13 protein-coding genes are annotated in these 18309 nt (G+C 36.2%); 3 read left to right on the plus strand and 10 right to left on the minus strand.

Annotation, left to right across the window (positions count from 1 at the left end):
• The first annotated feature begins 70 nt into the window (after positions 1 to 70).
• The gene (locus BM201_RS03625; RefSeq protein WP_092540619.1) at positions 71 to 1024 is read left to right on the plus strand and encodes an NAD-dependent epimerase/dehydratase family protein; all 954 of its coding nucleotides are present in this window, start codon (positions 71 to 73) and stop codon (positions 1022 to 1024) included.
• A 69-nt stretch (positions 1025 to 1093) separates the two neighbouring features.
• Here the strand turns inward: BM201_RS03625 and BM201_RS03630 are convergent, their stop codons facing one another.
• From BM201_RS03630 to aspS, 6 genes are all read right to left on the minus strand, one after another.
• A complete protein-coding gene (locus BM201_RS03630; RefSeq protein ID WP_092540621.1) occupies positions 1094 to 2458 on the minus strand; it encodes a hypothetical protein in 1365 nt (454 codons plus the stop codon).
• Between the two features lie 12 nt (positions 2459 to 2470).
• Positions 2471 to 4903 (minus strand): TonB-dependent receptor, encoded by a 2433-nt coding sequence (locus BM201_RS03635; RefSeq protein WP_092540009.1) that lies wholly within the window; start codon positions 4901 to 4903, stop codon positions 2471 to 2473.
• Between the two features lie 420 nt (positions 4904 to 5323).
• On the minus strand, positions 5324 to 5518 hold the full coding sequence (locus BM201_RS03645) for a cold-shock protein (protein WP_013073924.1): 195 nt from the start codon (positions 5516 to 5518) through the stop codon (positions 5324 to 5326).
• Between the two features lie 104 nt (positions 5519 to 5622).
• Complete coding sequence (locus BM201_RS03650) at positions 5623 to 5865, minus strand: hypothetical protein (protein ID WP_175486970.1); 243 nt, start codon at positions 5863 to 5865, stop codon at positions 5623 to 5625.
• Between the two features lie 15 nt (positions 5866 to 5880).
• On the minus strand, positions 5881 to 7671 hold the full coding sequence (locus BM201_RS03655) for a chloride channel protein (RefSeq protein ID WP_092540011.1): 1791 nt from the start codon (positions 7669 to 7671) through the stop codon (positions 5881 to 5883).
• 64 nt (positions 7672 to 7735) lie between these two features.
• Positions 7736 to 9487, minus strand: coding sequence for an aspartate--tRNA ligase (gene aspS, locus BM201_RS03660; protein WP_092540012.1), 1752 nt, complete (start codon positions 9485 to 9487; stop codon positions 7736 to 7738).
• 229 nt (positions 9488 to 9716) lie between these two features.
• Between aspS and BM201_RS03665 the strand changes: the two genes are divergently transcribed.
• Positions 9717 to 10085, plus strand: coding sequence for a toxin-antitoxin system YwqK family antitoxin (locus BM201_RS03665; RefSeq protein WP_092540013.1), 369 nt, complete (start codon positions 9717 to 9719; stop codon positions 10083 to 10085).
• Positions 10086 to 10278: 193 nt separating this feature from the next.
• Here the strand turns inward: BM201_RS03665 and BM201_RS03670 are convergent, their stop codons facing one another.
• Genes BM201_RS03670 through BM201_RS03685 form a run of 4 tightly spaced genes read right to left on the minus strand, consistent with a single transcriptional unit; the run spans position 10279 to position 16906 of the window.
• Positions 10279 to 13749, minus strand: a complete 3471-nt coding sequence (locus BM201_RS03670) for an efflux RND transporter permease subunit (RefSeq protein WP_092540014.1) — start codon at positions 13747 to 13749, stop codon at positions 10279 to 10281.
• Between the two features lie 2 nt (positions 13750 to 13751).
• A complete protein-coding gene (locus BM201_RS03675; protein WP_245758563.1) occupies positions 13752 to 14948 on the minus strand; it encodes an efflux RND transporter periplasmic adaptor subunit in 1197 nt (398 codons plus the stop codon).
• Positions 14932 to 16311, minus strand: a complete 1380-nt coding sequence (locus BM201_RS03680) for a TolC family protein (RefSeq protein WP_092540015.1) — start codon at positions 16309 to 16311, stop codon at positions 14932 to 14934. Before BM201_RS03680 ends, BM201_RS03675 begins: the two co-directional genes overlap by 17 nt.
• The gene (locus BM201_RS03685) at positions 16292 to 16906 is read right to left on the minus strand and encodes a TetR/AcrR family transcriptional regulator (RefSeq protein ID WP_245758564.1); all 615 of its coding nucleotides are present in this window, start codon (positions 16904 to 16906) and stop codon (positions 16292 to 16294) included. The genes BM201_RS03680 and BM201_RS03685 overlap by 20 nt, the downstream gene beginning before the upstream one ends.
• Positions 16907 to 17042: 136 nt before the next feature.
• On the opposite strand from BM201_RS03685, the gene BM201_RS03690 reads away from it, so the two are divergent.
• Entirely contained in the window at positions 17043 to 18017 is a 975-nt protein-coding gene (locus tag BM201_RS03690; protein WP_092540017.1) for a polyprenyl synthetase family protein, read from the plus strand.
• Positions 18018 to 18309: the final 292 nt, after the last annotated feature.

Raw genomic sequence — 18309 nt, forward strand, 5'->3', positions numbered from 1 at the left:
AGTTAGATTAATCGTTTTAGCAAATTATATTCGCAATTAATGAATATATTTGCCAAAAATTTTTAAGCGTATGCCTACTAAAATCTTGATTATTGGCGCCAGTGGCCAGATAGGAACCGAACTAAGCTTAAAACTTCGTGAAATTCATGGCAGCGATGCAGTGATCGCCAGTGATATTCGTGAGGGAAGTGAAGAGCTTATGGTTAGCGGACCATTTGAGATTGCTAATGCTATGGATTATGAGCAAATTGCAGGTCTGGTCGAAAAACATCAAATCGAGGACGTTTATTTAATGGCTGCGATGTTGAGCGCTACAGGAGAAAAAGCACCTATGCAAGCCTGGGGTTTAAATATGGATTCTTTGTTTCATGTATTGAACCTGGCTAAAGATAAAAAGATCAAAAAGGTCTTTTGGCCTTCAAGTATCGCAGTTTTTGGACCTTCTACACCAAAAGAAAATACGCCACAAACTACGATTATGGAGCCTACTACGGTTTACGGAATAAGTAAACAAACAGGGGAGCGATGGTGTAATTATTATAATCGAAAATATGGAGTTGATGTGCGTAGTATTCGTTATCCAGGTATAATAAGTTATAAAACATTACCGGGCGGTGGAACTACAGATTATGCTGTAGAAATTTTTCATGAAGCGATAAAAGAAGGAAAATATACTTCATTTTTAAGTGAAGCTACTTCCTTGCCTATGATGTATATGGAAGATGCTATAAAAGCAACGGTAGATATTATGGAAGCTCCTGCGGAAGCGATCAAAGTTAGATCATCATATAACCTGGCTGCAATGAGTTTTACTCCGGCGATCTTAGCTGAAGAAATAAAAAAACATATTCAAAACTTTGAAATTTCTTATCAACCAGATTTTAGACAAGAGATTGCAGATAGCTGGCCATCAAGTATCGATGATAACGCTGCAAGAGAAGATTGGGGATGGTCACATAATTTTGATATTTCAGCTTTAACTGAAGCCATGCTGAGTGGTGTGAACTCCCAATTAGTAAGTTAAGGTTTATTTGAATTTAGCATATAAAAAAAAGCCGCTCATCGAGCGGCTTTTTTTTATATGTTATAACTCTTAGAAAACACCAATGAAGTGGCTTCCTTCAGTATTAACCAATTCTGCTCCCTGGGTTACATCTCCGGTTTCAGTATCGATCACATAAATGTTTCCGTTTTCTCCTACTGGAGCTTGGGTAACGTAGATCTCAGATCCGTCTACCACAAATCCCTGGTATTGGAAAAGGTAAAAGTCTGGATCGTAAGGAATCTCATCGATGCGCTCTGCAGTTCTAGCTTCAAGATCTACCAAAGCAAAATATCCCTGTGCTCCAGCAACTCCTTCAGCAGATCCAGCATGGCGATAAGCTACAACAGCTTTACCATTTTCGGCTGGTCTCCAAGCCAAAATATATGCATCGTCTACACCTAAAGCTTCATCTAAATTGAAATCGTAAGAATCATCATATTCGTTATCGGCATCGATCTTTAAAATGTGAGAACCTTCAGGATCTCCTTGGTTTGCCTGGTATACGCTACCATTTACTAGAAATGCGTTTATACTACGATAACCATTGGTGTTACCGTGGCCCACTTCAGAAGTGATCACAGTTGGATTTTCTAAAGATGGATAATCTAAGACTATAGTTTTAGATCCTGTCATTTCGTAATTTCTTTCTCTTTCCAGAGTTTCTGGATTAACTTTTCTTACGTTAACCCCTATATAAAGTTTGTCACCGGCAGCATTCAATACAGGCATATCAATTCTACCAATATAATATCCTTGTGCTTCCAATTCGTCGTTAAGAGAAAGATCGTGTTCCTTAAATTCTTTTATCAAAGAATTTTCCAGATCCAGGGTTACGATGGCCATACTAGAGTTGGTGCGAAGATACGTATCGTCAGTCTCATCCTCTGGAGTGCCATTATCATCCATTACATTTTCTGTAGAAACATATACTGCAGCACCAGTTTGATCACCGTCGAATAGTTTAATCCATCTAGGTGCAGTACCAACGTAAGGAGCAATACTAATTTCAGATCCAGCCGGAGCAAAGTTCTGACCTCCCTCTACGCTATATTTTGTATAGTTTCCACCAGTTTCTCCAGCATAGCTAATATTGAAAATGGTATTACCATCTTCAGAAGATTGTAATCTAGCCGTCCTATTTGATGGAACGATAAATCCATTATCAAAAGGTTCTATAGAAACACTGGGGTCTTTAGCATCCTCGCTATTCACAGAATAGATTAAAGTACCTCCGTTACCGTCGCCCGGATTTTCTCCCATTCTGGCAGCTGCAACAGTGATCCATCTTGAATCTCCTTCAGGAGTTGGTTCTGGAGTTAATTCTGTCGAATCATCGTCGCTACAAGATACTGTTAATGCTAGCGTTGCCATTAAGAAAAATAAGTTTCTTTTTCTCAAAAAGTTAAGTTTCATATTCATTGCCAATTAGAGTTTATTTATATTATAATTTAGTTTTAGATAAAATGCACGGCCCGGTTTCTGTACAGATAAATTGTCATAAACAGCTTCGTTAAGGATATTTTTAACATCAAAACTTACTACAAAGTCATTACTAGGGAAACTGTAAGTTAAGCCTAGGTCTTGAGCAAATTGAGTAGGTACCATAGAGTCTTCTGTGCCGGTATTGTTTCTTCCTTGAGCGACTCTGTATGAAAATTCATCTGTGAAGTATGCACTGTAAAATAAGTTGAGATTACTATTTTTTTGTATCACATTTTTAATGCTATAGCGTATGGCTGTGTTCATAGTGAATAGCGGGATGTTAGGAACATCTACCGTTTGTCCTCGTCTATTTTTTGTTTTAAATCTAAAACGGGTAAGGTTGAAGTCGAACCTTAGATTGTTATTGTAACTGTATTTAATTTCGGCTTCTATACCTTGAGAATTGCTTTCTTCATTAAAATTTGAATATTGGACTACTTCCTCATTGTTGTCATTATTTCCGTTTACCGGAAAGCCAATCAAATCTTTTATATTTCGAGAAAAAAGATTAGTAGCTATGGTGAATCTGTTCTTTTTTAATTGAAAGGATCCAAAGCGAAATCCAATATTGTAGTTATTACTTATTTCTGGTGCAATGCTAAGGTTAGCAATAACATTGTCACCTTCGTTACCAAAAACTTCTGTTTCGTTTGGTAGGCGAATGGCTTTTTCTGCAGAGGTTAATAAACTAATATTGGAGAAAATTTTATAGGAAAGTGCCGCTCCAAAACCATTATAGGTTTTATTGCTCTCGTAAATAATATTGACAGGACTTCTGGTACCATCAGAATTTTCCTGAATTTCTGGTTGAGTATTCGCTATTTTTTGATGATAATACTTATCGAAAATGTTTACTTTTAATTTTTGATCGAAAGCTTCTACTTCATAACTAAATGAATAAATATTCTTGTAAAGGTCACTTGTACGTCTAAAGATGTTTTCTAAAAGTGGTCTTAGTTCGTCCCGGTCTTCCCTATCAATACCACTATAGATATGATTGAATAGTAGTTTATGATTTTTGTTTAAAGAGTATGATAATCCAGTTCTTACAGAAGCTACATGTCTGTTGATTTTTATTAAGGTAGGGCCGCCGTTTTCCTGTTGTGATCCCCATGGGTATTTGTGATCAATTATTTCACCTGAGCTATTTCTTCTTTGTAACCTATCACCACTCCATGTATAAGCTTGGGAAACAGTGTCGTTTACTGTTCGGTTTCTTTGCCCTATTAGACCATTGATACTTAGGTCTAGTCCTGATATAAAAAAATTTTCTTTTTGATATGTGAAATTTGCTAGTGTTGCATCAGATTCCATAAACCTTCCGTTATAAGGAAGCACAGTTATAAATGCACCATGTTGTATTTCTTTGTAATCTTTAGAGCCGGTAAAACCTATTAAAAACTGATCAGCCCATTTAACATTCGTAAATCCAACCTGAGCTATTCCTCCTGTGGATTCGTAGGCATCATTGAAGCGACGAGCAGTGATTGGAGTTTGTCTGCCGTCTATCCCGATATCTTTTACCTGTCTTCCCCAGATTTCATAGTCATTGTCTGAATAATTATGGAATGCAGATGCTTTAATGGTAAAGCCTGTTTTATCAAAACGGTAAAGACCATTTAAGTTAGACTGAAAAGTATTAAATGAACCATAAGATACCGATGCGTTTAAATTAGAATTAGCTCCTTTGTGTAATATTACATTTATGGCTCCACCCATAGCATCATTAGCAAGATAACCCGGTACCACTCCTTTGTATACTTCGATTCTTTTGATCATGGAAGGAGGGATACTATTCAAGCTGAAAGAAGATCCGTATGTTGAAATTGGTATGCCGTCTATGAAAATTCGAACCGAATTGCCTGATAGCCCATTTAAAGTGTATTCCACACGAGACCCCAATCCACCGTTCTGTCTAAGCTTAACCCCAACAGTTTGATTAAGTAGTTCGTTGGTTTGAATATTTCTTAAGCTAGCTTCTTTGGTTTCTATTACGTTTACAGCGAATCCTTTATTCTCAATTTTCGATTTTTTCGATTCACCTTTTAGGGCAACCTCACCAAGCTCGTAATCTTTATCATTCTTTAGATTTATATCATATCGAAGGTTTGCATTTTTGATCGAAACTTCATCATATCCTATAAAATCACCTTTGGTAATTTGTAAATAGTATTTTCCTGAAGATAGGTCTTGAATCTTATAGATTCCTGAAGCATTAGATTTTACTTCACGATCTATACCATTACCATTTAAGCTAATTGTAGCTCCGGCAATAATATATCCATTGGCATCTTTAACAACACCACTTAGATTGTGCTGGGAAAAAACAGCAAGTGGCAGTAAAGCGAATAAAAATAGTAGTAATTTTTTCTCCATCCGAAATTCAATTGTCAGCAAATTTATACTTATTTAGATTAAGTACAAATAAAAATAGAGAATTTTGGGATTTTATAATTTGTTCAATGTTATCATTTAAAAGATATCTACTAACAAATCTCTTGTAAATCGTTTCAGCTTAAAATGGATAGATTTTTGCTTTAGTAGAATGACTTTTAAATTGCTATTAGCAGAAGGGAAACAGAATATTTTTTAATGAATATAAATGGAAGGGAAGAGGAGAATATAAAATGGGGAGTAAACTACTTCGGAGCAAGCCCTCGAGGCATTTGTTGGAAACAACTTTTTAATTTCGAGGCAAGCCTCTGGGTATTTTACCCTTTGGCGGTGCCAATAAAAAAAGCCGCTCATCGAGCGGCTTCGGCATTTGAATACTATATATAATCTAATCTATATGCACTATCCAATAACACGAACCTGGTCTGCGTTAAGACCTTTTCGTCCTTCTTTTTCAACATACTCCACTTTATCTCCTTCATTTAGAGTTTCACCGTCGATCCCTGTAACGTGAACGAAGATGTCTCTTCCTGTGTCGTCGTTGGTTATGAATCCGTAACCTTTAGATTCATTGAAAAATTTAACTGTACCTTCCATTGTAATAAAATAATAATTAATAAAGTACAAACATAATATAATATTATTGACAATGGTTCAATAAAATAGAAAGATTAAGAAATTTTTTTAACGCTTTTAGTACATTAATCTATGCCTTTATCGCGCATCTTTTTCATGTTTTTAGGGCTTAGCGTATAATCTTCAAGTTTTTTTCCTCTCCATCGAACAACTAAAAATATAGGCATAAGCACAAAAGATGAGGTTAATACGGCTATGCCTATAATGCGATCTCCGGTTACTATATCATCTTCTGCAATTCTAAAATAAAAACCTACTGCTATCGCAATTAATATCGCTATTCCTAAAATCCTCATTACGATCTTCATAATATCTTCTACTCTTTAAACGGTTACTTCAATTAATTTTTGTCTATAGGCGGTTAGCATTTTCGATTTAGAGATAAAGCCCACGTATTTGTCTTCTTTTACGACCGGTAAATTCCAGGCAGCACTGTGCTGAAATTTTTTCATGATTGTCTTCATACTATCATTTTGAAGGTCGATAATATCTGGAGCTCTTTGCATAATATCACTTACCGTAATTTCATCGTATAAATGTTGTTTAAACATTATAGGTCTTATATCATCCAGAAGTATAATTCCCATAAAATTGTCATTATTATCGATTACCGGGAAAATATTTCGGGAAGATTTTATTACTCCTTCATGTATAACATCACCCAGGTTCATCGATACTTTTAATGGGATAAAATTCTTTTCGATAATCTGGTTAATGTTAAGCAAAGTTAAAACCGTTTGGTCTTTATCGTGCGTTAAAAGTTCTCCTCTTTTTGCTAATTCTAAGGTGTAAACCGAATGCGGTTGTACGGTATTGGTGATCATATATGAGATCAAAGCCGTAATCATTAGCGGAACAAAAAGTTCGTATCCTCCTGTCAATTCAGCAATAAGGAAAATTGCAGTTAAAGGAGCGTGTAAAACACCTGCCATTAATCCGGCCATCCCTACCATCGTAAAACTACTTGTAGAAATAGGGCTGTTTGTTATCCCAAGGTGATTAACGACTAAGGCAAAGCAGTGGCCCAATGCACTTCCCATGAAGAGCACTGGTGCAAAGATACCACCTACACCACCAGCAGCAAATGTAAGCGAGGTAGCAAAAATCTTAAAAACAACTAGTCCTGCCAATAAGAGAATTACAACCCAAATGTTATCCAGAAAATCATTTAAAAAGTTTGTTCCCAAGGCCTGAATATAATTTTCGGCTAAAAGATTGTTTATAACACCATAACCTTCTCCATATAAAGGCGGAATAAAATAGATGATGATTCCTAAACCCGTTCCTGCCAACAAGAGTCGAATGAATTTATTCTCAATCTTACCAAATAATGTATGTATTCTGAAATAGATCACTGTAAAATACATCGATCCTAAAGCACAAATACAACCTAAGATCATATAAAATGGCACTTCAGAAATTACAAAATCGTCTCTAAGCTCAAAAGGTAAAATAGTATCTGACCCAAAAAAGAAATATGAAGTAAGAATAGCAGATACCGATGCGGTTAGTAAAGGCAACATGCTCACCAGGGTAAGATCTAAGCTGAACACTTCTATCGCAAAAATAATAGCCGCGATGGGAGCTTTAAAAATAGAAGACATGGCGCCTGCAGCAGCACATCCTACAAGTAATGTACGCGCACTTTGATTCATCCTGAATAAACGAGAAATGTTAGAACCCAGAGACGCTCCTGTTGCCACAGTTGGCCCTTCTAATCCTACAGACCCTCCAAAACCTACCGTTAAGGGTGCTGTTAATATAGAGCCATACATTTGGAAGGACCGCATAAGTCCTTTTCTTTTTGAAATGGCATAAAGTGTTGAAGGTATGCCGTGCCCAACCGGTTTTCTAAGCACTTTTTTGATAATAAATACTGTTAAGGCAAGACCAATGATTGGGAAAATAAAGTAAAAGGCATGATGATAATTGGCAATTAAATTCCCTTCCAGCAGATCTTGTATAAAATGCGTAAGGTTTTTTATGACGACGGCGCCCAAACCTGCCGTGAAACCAATAATAGCACTAAGAATTAAAATAAACTGCTGTTGCGAAAGATGCTTTGTCTTCCACAGCAAAAACTTTTGTAATCCAGGGACTGCCTTTAAAAACATCTGCTAAACCTCCAATTTTGGGTTATGACAAAAAAATCCTGCTGTAAAGCAGGATTTTCGTTTTTTATTCAATATTTAATTTTAAGCTTAATTCTTTTAGTTGCTCTTCGTCCAATTTGGATGGAGCATCGATCATTACGTCGCGGCCAGCATTGTTTTTTGGGAAGGCAATAAAGTCTCGAATTGTTTCCTGGCCACCAAGTATGGCAGTTAATCTATCGAAGCCAAATGCGATCCCACCATGTGGTGGTGCACCGTATTGAAAAGCATTCATTAAAAATCCAAATTGCTCTTTTGCTTCCTCTTCTGTAAACCCAAGATGTGAAAACATTTTAGATTGTGTTTCTTTATCGTGAATTCTTATTGAGCCTCCACCAATTTCATTACCATTTAAAACAAGGTCATAGGCATTTGCTCTTACTTTTCCAGGATCTGTTTCTAATAATGGAATATCTTCAACTTTAGGAGAAGTAAAAGGATGGTGCATAGCATGATAACGTTCGGTTTCTTCGTCCCATTCTAAAAGCGGGAAATCGATAACCCAAAGTGGAGCAAATTCATCTGCTTTTCTAAGTCCTAGCTCGTTACCTAAATGCATACGTAATGCACTTAATTGAGATCTTGTTTTGCCGGCATCTCCTGCCATTACCAAAATAAGGTCTCCCGGATTAGCTCCAGTTGCTTTTGCCCATTCCTGAAGATCTTCCTGAGAATAGAATTTATCTACTGAAGATTTTAAGCTAGCATCTTCGTTGTACTTAGCCCAAACGAGTCCGTTTGCTCCTATTTGTGGACGCTTAACCCAGCTAATTAAGGCATCAATTTGTTTTCTGGTGTAAGCAGCAGCGCCAGGTACAGCGATTCCTACTACTAATTCCTGTTGATCGAAAACATTGAATCCTTTATTTTTTGCGATATCGTTCAACTCGGCAAACTCCATCCCAAAACGAATATCCGGTTTATCGTTACCATATTTACGCATCGCTTCGTCGTAAGTCATTCTTGGGAACGTATCGACATCTACATTGTTGATCTCTTTTAACAGGTGACGAGTTAAACCTTCAAAAATGTTTAGAATATCTTCCTGCTCTACAAAAGCCATTTCACAGTCGATTTGTGTAAACTCTGGCTGTCTGTCTGCTCTTAGATCCTCATCTCTAAAACATTTTACGATCTGGAAGTATTTATCCATGCCACCAACCATAAGCAACTGCTTAAATGTTTGTGGTGATTGCGGTAGTGCATAAAATTGCCCTTCGTTCATTCTACTTGGTACTACAAAATCTCTAGCCCCTTCAGGAGTAGATTTTATAAGATATGGCGTTTCTACCTCAATAAATCCCTGGTTAGATAAAAAGTTTCTTACCTGCATCCCAACTTTATGTCTAAAAACAAGCTTGTTTTTAACCGGATTTCTGCGAATATCAAGGTAACGATGCTTCATTCTTAAATCTTCGCCACCATCGGTTTCATCTTCAATAGTAAAAGGAGGCGTTAAGGAAGCATTTAAAATGTCCAGGTCTTTGACTAAAACTTCGATTTCACCAGTAGCGATATTAGGGTTTTTTGACTCCCTTTCTATAACTTCACCTTTAACCTGAATTACAAACTCACGGCCTAAAGTTGCAGCTTTCTTCATTAGATCTTCAGAAGATCTTTCTTCATCAAAAATAAGCTGAGTAATCCCGTAACGATCACGAAGATCTACCCAGATCATAAATCCTTTATTTCTAATTTTTTGCACCCATCCTGAAAGCGTTACCTCGTTCCCGATTTTGGAAGAATTAAGCTGACCGCAAGTATGACTTCTGTACATAGTTGTTTTCGTAAAATTTTAGTGGGGCAAAAGTAATAAGTAAATGTGGTTTGAGTAAATAAACAGCCTAAAATAAATCGCAATGTAAACTCAATGTTGCTTAAAATAATATTTTAAAAAACTTAAAATCAGTTAAATATATCTTCAATGTTAATTTAATGTTACGTAATTATTGTTTTAATGTAAACTTTGTTTTATATTTGTTATCACAAGATTAATAGAAAGCATTATGAAGACGATAAAAAATACAATGATTGCTGCCCTGATGATGTTAAGTGGAGCAGTAGTAGCACAAAATGAAGTTAAAAAACCTGTTTTCGAAAAGCAGGGTGATTTAATTAAAGGAACATATTATTATGAAGACGGAAATATTAGGCAGGAAGGTACGTACAAGAATGGAGAGCTCCACGGAAAGTGGGTTTCTTACGACGAGAAAGGTGAAAAGACAGCCTTCGCAGAATATAACGATGGCGAAAAAGTTGGTACATGGCTTTTTTGGGAAGGTAATAAGATTAAGCAGGTAGAATATAAATCAAACCAAATTGTATCTGTAGATAATATCTCATCTACATCTTCGTTAGCTATTAATGAAGAGTAGAGATTGATTTTAGTTTAAAGAAAAAGCCCTCGATTTTAATTATCGAGGGCTTTTTTATTGGCGTATAATACTTCAAGGCTTGCCTCGAAGTTAAAAAAATGTTTCTAGTGAATGCCTCGTGGGCTTCCCCCGAGGTAGTTTCCTGTTTAATATTAGAAAAAAAGAACCCTGTAAAATTCAGGGATCTTTTTGTTTAGTTCTTAGCTAATTTTCGTTGTCTGCGCTCCAGTTTTTTATTTCTTGCTTTCACCTTTGCACGGTTCACAAGGTAAAACATTACCGGTACTACAACCAGTGTTAAGAATGTGGCGAATACCAATCCAAAGATCACTGTCCACGCTAAAGGTCCCCAGAAAATAACATTATCACCTCCAATATAGATGCCGGGATCATAATCGATCATTAATCCGAAGAAATCGATATTTAAACCTATTGCTAACGGGATCAAACCAAGCACGGTTGTGATCGCCGTTAATAATACAGGGCGTAATCTTGATTTTCCGCCTCTAACGATACAATCAAAATACTGTTCTCTGGTAAGTAATTCATCGTCGGCTAAACCAAGTTCGTTTTTCTTACGATCGATCAATATTTGCGTGTAATCGATAAGTACGATAGCATTATTAACCACAATACCGGCAAGAGAAATAATTCCCATCATCGTCATAATGATCACAAAATCCATTTGGAAAATAATTAATCCAAAGAATACTCCAACCAAACTTAAAACAACGGCACTAACTATAATTAGTGGTTTTGAGATCGAATTAAATTGTGCTACCAAAATCAACAATATTCCTCCAATAGCGATCAATAAAGCTTTTAATAAGAAAGCCATGTTATCTGCCTGCTCTTCTTGTTCACCAGTAAAGGCAAAGCTCATTTCGTCTGGTAGTTCGTAATTCTGGAGTTCGGTTTTTAGCTGCTGAACGATTTCATTGGCGTTGTAATCTCCCAGTACATTCGAATAAACGGTAATTACACGCTTTAGATCTTTCCTTTTAATAGAGCTAAAAGATGATGCTACTTTTGTTTCTACTAATGCTGAAATTGGTACCTGTACTAATTGCCCATTATTTTGATCTCTAAAAGTAATTGGCTGATTAAACAAGGCATTTTCATCATATCTAAACTTATCGTTGAAACGCACATTAACTTCATAATCATCATCGCCGTCCTTATAAGTAGAAACCTCTTCACCGTAAATTGCTCGACGTAAAGTTTGTCCTACTGCCACTGTGGAAACCCCAAGCTGTCCTGCTTTTCTTCGATCTACTTTAACCTCTAATTCAGATTTAGATTTGTTAACATCGATCTTTAATTCTTCAATTCCCTCAATACTAAGTTCCTGAATATAAGAACGCATATTTTCGGCTTCAGCTAACATTTCTTCGTAGTCTTCTCCTCTAATTTCAATATTAATAGGATAACCAGAAGGTGGTCCCGCTGCATCTTTTTCAACAATGATCGAGGCACCAGGGAAACCATGAACTGCAGCTCGAATTTCCTCCATAACATCACTACTTTTTACACCGCGCCGCTCATTAAACTCGCGCATTGATAAGGTGATCTTCCCTTTGTGAGGCATTTCGTTTTGTTGCCCACCATCGGTTTGGGGATTTCCTGCTCCTTCACCAACTTGAGAAACGGCAGATTCTACCATATAGTTATAACCATCGTCATTATACTTTTCGATGGCCTCGTAGATTCTTTCCTCAACCTGTTTAGTAAGCTCGTTGGTTTTCTGGATATCTGTGCCTTCAGGATATTCAATGTAGGTGATAATTTGTTTCGGTTCATTTTCTGGAAAGAACAAAACATTAGGTTGCACTGCACCAATCAATATAAAAGATAGGATAAGCATGATTACCGTTCCGAAGAAAAACACATACGCTCTCTTTCCACTCAAGGCATATTTAAGGGTGCCTTCGTAATTATTTTCCAGTTTTTTAAGTGCCTTGAACTGAAAGTAAGCAATAGCCTTAGTTAAAACATATTTGTAAAGCCATAATAAGATTACCAATAGAATAAGAATGTTTCCTATTCCTCTTAAAGCTCCCATATCAAGTAAGAATCCTGCTAATAATAAAATGATCCCTAAAGCAGCGAATATTACCGATAAGCTTATCAGTTTTTTCTTGGTCATTTCTTCTTCCTCGGTCTTCATAAATTCTGAAGTCAGCATCGAGTTTATGATCAATGCTACGAACAAGGAAGAACCTAAAACAATAGAAAGTGTAATAGGAAAGATCATCATGAACTTACCAATAGTTCCCGGCCATAAACCTAATGGGAAAAACGCAGCTAAAGTCGTTGCCGTAGAAGCAATAATTGGCCACGCAATTTCGCCAAGACCTTGTTTAGCAGCCTGCTTTCTGGACATCCCTTCGTCCATGAGGGTATATACATTTTCTACTACAACAATACCATTGTCTACCAGCATTCCCAGTCCCATTACCAGAGCAAATAGCACCATGGTGTTTAAGGTGAAACCAAGACTTGATAATACAATGTAAGATAAGAACATCGAAAGTGGGATGGCTAAACCAACAAAAAGAGCATTCCTAAATCCTAGGAAAAACATAAGTACTAAAACCACCAATATTACCCCAAAGATGATGTTATTTACAAGATCATCTACCTGTGTTTGCGTTTTGGTAGATTGATCGTTAGAGTAAGAAATATGTAGATTTTCTGGTAGATAATCTTCCTGTTCTGCAGCGATAATTTCTTTAATATCTTCTACCGCCTCGATCATGTTTTTACCACCACGCTTCTTGATATCAAGCATCACTACCGGTTCGCCATATTCTCTGGCGAAGGTAGTTGCATCTTTCTCTTTGAAGTTGATATCTGCAATATCTTTTAGGAAAATATTCCCGCCATCACGTTTAACGATCACGTTTTCTAGCTCCTTTGGATCTTGAATTTCCCCAACGATCCTAATATTCTTTTCGACACCGCTGGTAATCACATTTCCGGCAGAGATGGTTTTATTTTCCATACTTACCGAATTAACGATATTATCGAAACTTACTTTAGAAGCCGACATTTTGTAAATATCGACTGCAATTTCTACCTCCATTTCTTCGGCACCACGAATGCTTGCTTCTTTGATCTGCGGAAGTAATTCTATTTTTTCCTGAAGATATTCAGCGTAAGTTTTTAATTGCTGAACTGGATAATCTCCCGTTAAATTGATATTCAGAATTGGTTGCTCTTCTGAAATATTTAGGTCGAAAACATTAGGTTCTACCTTTGCGCCATTATCTAAAGTTGGCCAGGTAGTTTCAGCTTTTACAAGGTCTACCTTATCTTTAACTTTAGTTTTGGCGTTATCTACACTAATATCTTCTTCAAATTCTACAATGACGATCGAGTAATCCTGAAGTGTCGTTGAGGTAATTTCCTTAACTCCTGCTATATCATTAAACTCTTCTTCTAAAGGTTCTGTAATGAATTTCTCTACATCTTCAGCCGAGTTCCCCGGGTTTACAGAACTAATGTAAATCTTGGTTTCTACAATTTCAGGAAACGCCTCACGAGGCATTCCGTAGTAAGAAAGCAAACCGCCAAGCATGATGATCGCAATAATAACGTAGACCGTCATTTTATTGTCGATTGCCCAGGAGGAGAGCTTAAATTCTTTATCTAGATTGTTCATTTTTACTTTTTGCTAATTTTTACTTCCTGTCCGTCTCTTAAACTCTTGCTTCCCTCAACAATAATGGTAGTACCTGCATCTAAACCGTCGGTTACTTCGATCATATTGTCGTAAACATAACCGGTTTCTACTACGGTTTTCTTAGCAACACCGGTGCTATCTGTCTTATTTTTTAGAGTGTAGACAAGACTTTCTCCCATAGCGTTTTTCTGAATCGTACTTTCAGGAATACTTATAGCGTCTTCTGCAGTATAATCGTTTAAAAGAATGGTTGCGATTTGATTAGGTCGAATTAATTGATCTGGATTAGGGATAGCGATCTTCACTCTAAAAGTCCTGTTGTTGGCATTAATGTTATTACCAACTTCTGTCACTTTTCCTTCGTATTCTTTATTGATAGAACTAATCATCACTTTTACTGAAGTTCCTTTTTTGATCTTTGGAAGATAATTTTCTGGAACTGCAGCTTCAACATACATATTACTTAGGTTGATAATTCTAAAAAGCTGACTTTGTCCCGGGCTTACTACCTCTCCCTGGTTGCTAATCACCTCGTCTATAACTCCGCTAAAAGGCGCAGTAATAGTTGTTTTTGCAAGCTGAGATTTTAATTGTTCGGCTGCTTTTTGAGAAGCTTCGAAATTAGTTTTAGCTTCTAAAAATTGAATCTCAGATCCTATATTCTGGTCCCATAATCTTTTTTGACGCTCGAAAGTTGTTTTGGCTAAAGTGGCCTGCGCTTCAGCCTGCGCTACCTGGCTTGCTAATCCGCCATCGTCGATCTTAGCTAAAATTTGCCCTTTATTTACACGATCGCCTTCATTCACATAAACCTTTTGTAGAATACCAGAATATTCTGGGTAAATGATAATGTTCTCGTCTGTAGCAACATCACCCTGTACTTCAGCAAAATGCTGAAATGTACTGTCTTTAAGAGTTTGTACAGTTACAAGGTTAAGGTTCTTGTTCTTATCTAATTTGCCAATGGCTTCGTCTAGTTTGTTGATATCTGAAGTTAGGGCACTTTGTTCCTTACTAAGTTCAGATTTTCTGGCTCTTATTTCGGTAAGATTCCCTTCTTCGATAAGGTCTTCTATAGATTTTTCATTCTCATTTCCGCAGGCGGCTATTAAAAGAGAAACACTAAAAATTGCAGCTAATTTTTTCATATGGCGGGGATAATTATTCTTTTTCTTCATATTTGGTTGTGTCTAATAAATTCTCTAGCTCAACTTTGGTTGTTATCACGTTAAGCATCGATTGCAGGTAATCCTGTTGTGCAGTATATAATTGTCGTTGTGCTTCGCTTAATTCGAAACTGCTGGCCACACCTTCCTCAAACTTTGTTTTGTTCTTATTTTCGATACGTTCTGCTAAAGCCAGGTTCTTTTTCTGTACACTATAGTTATCCAGGCTGTATTCGTATTCTGTTTTAGCTGAATTTATCTGTTGTTTTACTTCATTTTTAGTGTAATCCAGATCAGCAAGAGCCTGTTCTAAAGCAATTTTCTTTTGCTGAGTTCTTGCAGAACGCATTCCGCTACTAAAAATGGGTATATTTAGGCTTATTCCTAAGATCGATTGATCGAAGTATTCCTGGTTATCATTTAAAAAAGTGAATTCCTGGCTAAATCCCTGGTAACCATAGTTTACATATCCGGTAAGTGAAGGCAAAGCTTTGGCTTGTTCTAATTTCACTTCGATTTCTGCAGATTCTGCTGTGTTTTTAGCGATTCTGAAGTCGATATTCTCTTCTACAGCGATATTTTTTTGTAAGATCGAAAGGTCAAAATATTGCATAGCTAATGCCTCTAGTTCCTCGGTAAGTGTAATATTTGTTTCTACCGGAAGTCCTAAAGTGATATTTAGCATTTCGTAAGCAATATCTGCCATGCGCGAACTTCTGTTTAGATTGTTTTTTAAGGTAAGAAGGGTGATCTCTAATTGCTCTACATCTTCTTCTTCAGCAAGACCATTTTCAAAAGTAAGCTTGGTCTCATCGAAGGTTTTTTGTACGCTTTCGACGTTTTTCTTCAAGATGGCTACATTTTCTTCAGCTAAAAGAACATTTCCGTAGGCATTAATAATTCCTTTTTTAACCTCCTGATCTGTTTTTGTTTTTGCATTTTCGGTAATCTGAAGCAATGTTTTTGCAGATTGAATTCCTACCAGGTAAGAACCATCAAAAATGATCTGATTCCACGTGGCAGTTGCATTCATACTTTGCTGCGTACCAAAAGTTACTGGGATAAATGTTCCTGGTTCGCCACCAGTAATTTCAGCAGGTAAAAGTTGTACGGGCTGTTTTATGTAATTTTGGTAATCTACAGCGCCACTTATTTGTGGCAATCCCTGTGCGATGATCTCCCATTTTTGTTTTAGGGAAATGGCAATATCTCTTTGGGCATTCGCTGCTTCAACGTTATGCTCTAAGCCATAACGAATCGCTTCTTCCAAAGAAAAAGAAAATGATTCGGGGGCTTCTTGAGTTTCCTGTGCGTAGGATGCGAGGCTAATAAAGCCTAACAGCGTTAGAAAATGTTTAATTGATAGGTGTTTCATTGTTTTTTGTTAGCTCTTCTAAAATTTCTAATCCTTTTTTAGTTGCGATTCCTCTTACGTGATATTCTATATATAATTGAAACAAGTTGGCTTTGCTATATTCTTCAGCGGGAAAAATGCTGGTGTCTCTTATCGAATTAGTTCCTTCGTGATATAACCTTGAAATAAATTGCACGTCAATTTCTTTACGAAATAGTCCTTCTTTTATGCCTCTTGTTACATTTTCTTCTATGCTACATGCCACAAGATCTGCTTTGGTGCGAGTTACACTCTCAAAAATCTTAGGGTAATATTTTTGCAACTGAAATTGCGGAGACGTTTTTTCATCTTTTAAAAAAATGCTTATCTGCTTTTTTACTTCAAAAAGTTCTTCTATAGCGTTAATGTCTTTTTTCTTTATTTCAGCAATACTTTTTTGAATAGTTTCCAGGATATTAAAAGCAACATCCTTAACCAAAAGTGTTTTGGTTGAATAATTGGCGTAAATCGTTTTTTTAGAAATACCCAATTTTGCTGCAATATCATCCATGGTGACGCTTTTGAAGCCATACTCCAAAAACATTTCTGTCGCCATGTTTAAAATAGTCTCTTTCAAACTTCAAATTTTCGGCAAATGTATGTCACGGAAACTTTTAAAACAAATAAAGTTTCCAAGGTTTACGATTATTTAATAATCGCATTGAATTTGAAATTATTGCAATTATGGTATTTTAGCAGAAAAAATTATTTTAATGCTGGCTATTACAGAGTATCGGGAGGTTTTTTTAAAATATCTTGAAGAGAAAATAACAATTAAAGAACCTGCTAATCTTTATGAACCAATGGTTTATATTCTTGGTTTGGGCGGGAAACGATTACGACCGGTACTGGTTTTAATGGCTACAGAAATTTTTGAAAAAGATTATAAAGAAGCTCTGGATGCTTCTTTGGCTATCGAAATCTTCCATAATTTTTCTTTGGTTCATGATGATATTATGGATGATGCTCCTTTACGAAGAGGAAAAGCTACTGTTCACGAAAAATGGGATATCAATACCGGGATTCTTTCTGGAGACGCTATGCTTATTAACGCTTACCAGCTTTTTGAGAATTACCAGGGCGATATTTTTAAAGAATTAGCACAGCTTTTTACTAAAACCGCTATGGAAGTTTGTGAAGGGCAGCAGTATGATATCGATTTTGAAACCAGGGACGATGTAAGTATAGAAGATTATCTTAAGATGATCGAGTATAAAACCGCCGTGTTAGTTGGTGCATCCTTACAAATGGGAGCAATTGTAGCTGGTGTGGATGAAGACTGTAAAAAAGCCATTTATCAATTTGGAAGACTTTTAGGTATTGCTTTTCAGCTTCAGGACGATTATTTAGACGCCTTTGGAGATCCAAAAACTTTTGGTAAACAGGTTGGAGGCGATATTATAGAAAATAAGAAGACATTTTTATATTTAAAATCTTTGGAAGCTTCTAACGAAGATGAAGCAAAACAGTTAGAGTATTTGTATTCTATCAATCCCGAAGATAATTCTGGTAAAATCGAAACTGTAAAGTCGATCTTTCAAAAAAGCGGTGCAGCAAAATCTACCAAAGAAGAGATCCAAAAGTATACAAAAATGGCTTTTGAAGTCCTGGATAGTATTTCGATAAGCGAGGAGAAGAAAAAACCTTTGCGTGATTTTGGAAATATGCTGATGAATCGTACCGTTTAAGTTAGGTATTTAGATTGATATTCAGTTTTTTAGATAATTTTAGTCTTAAAGCGGAAGAAAGTTAAATCAATCTTATATTATCTAATTTTGCTTAAATTTTAATCTCTTTCTAATTCACTTTTCATTTTAAATTATCATATTCGTAAGAATTAGTGCGATTTGGCGCTCATGTTGCCTTGTTGCTATGTTAAAATTCTTTTAATGTATAAAATAAAACTATTGAATGCTGCAAGCAGTTTTTTGTAAAAATTGTACTTTTGCTGTGTTTTACACTTTAAAGAAACATTAGTTT

Source organism: Zunongwangia mangrovi (genome assembly GCF_900112105.1).
Taxonomy (GTDB): domain Bacteria; phylum Bacteroidota; class Bacteroidia; order Flavobacteriales; family Flavobacteriaceae; genus Zunongwangia; species Zunongwangia mangrovi.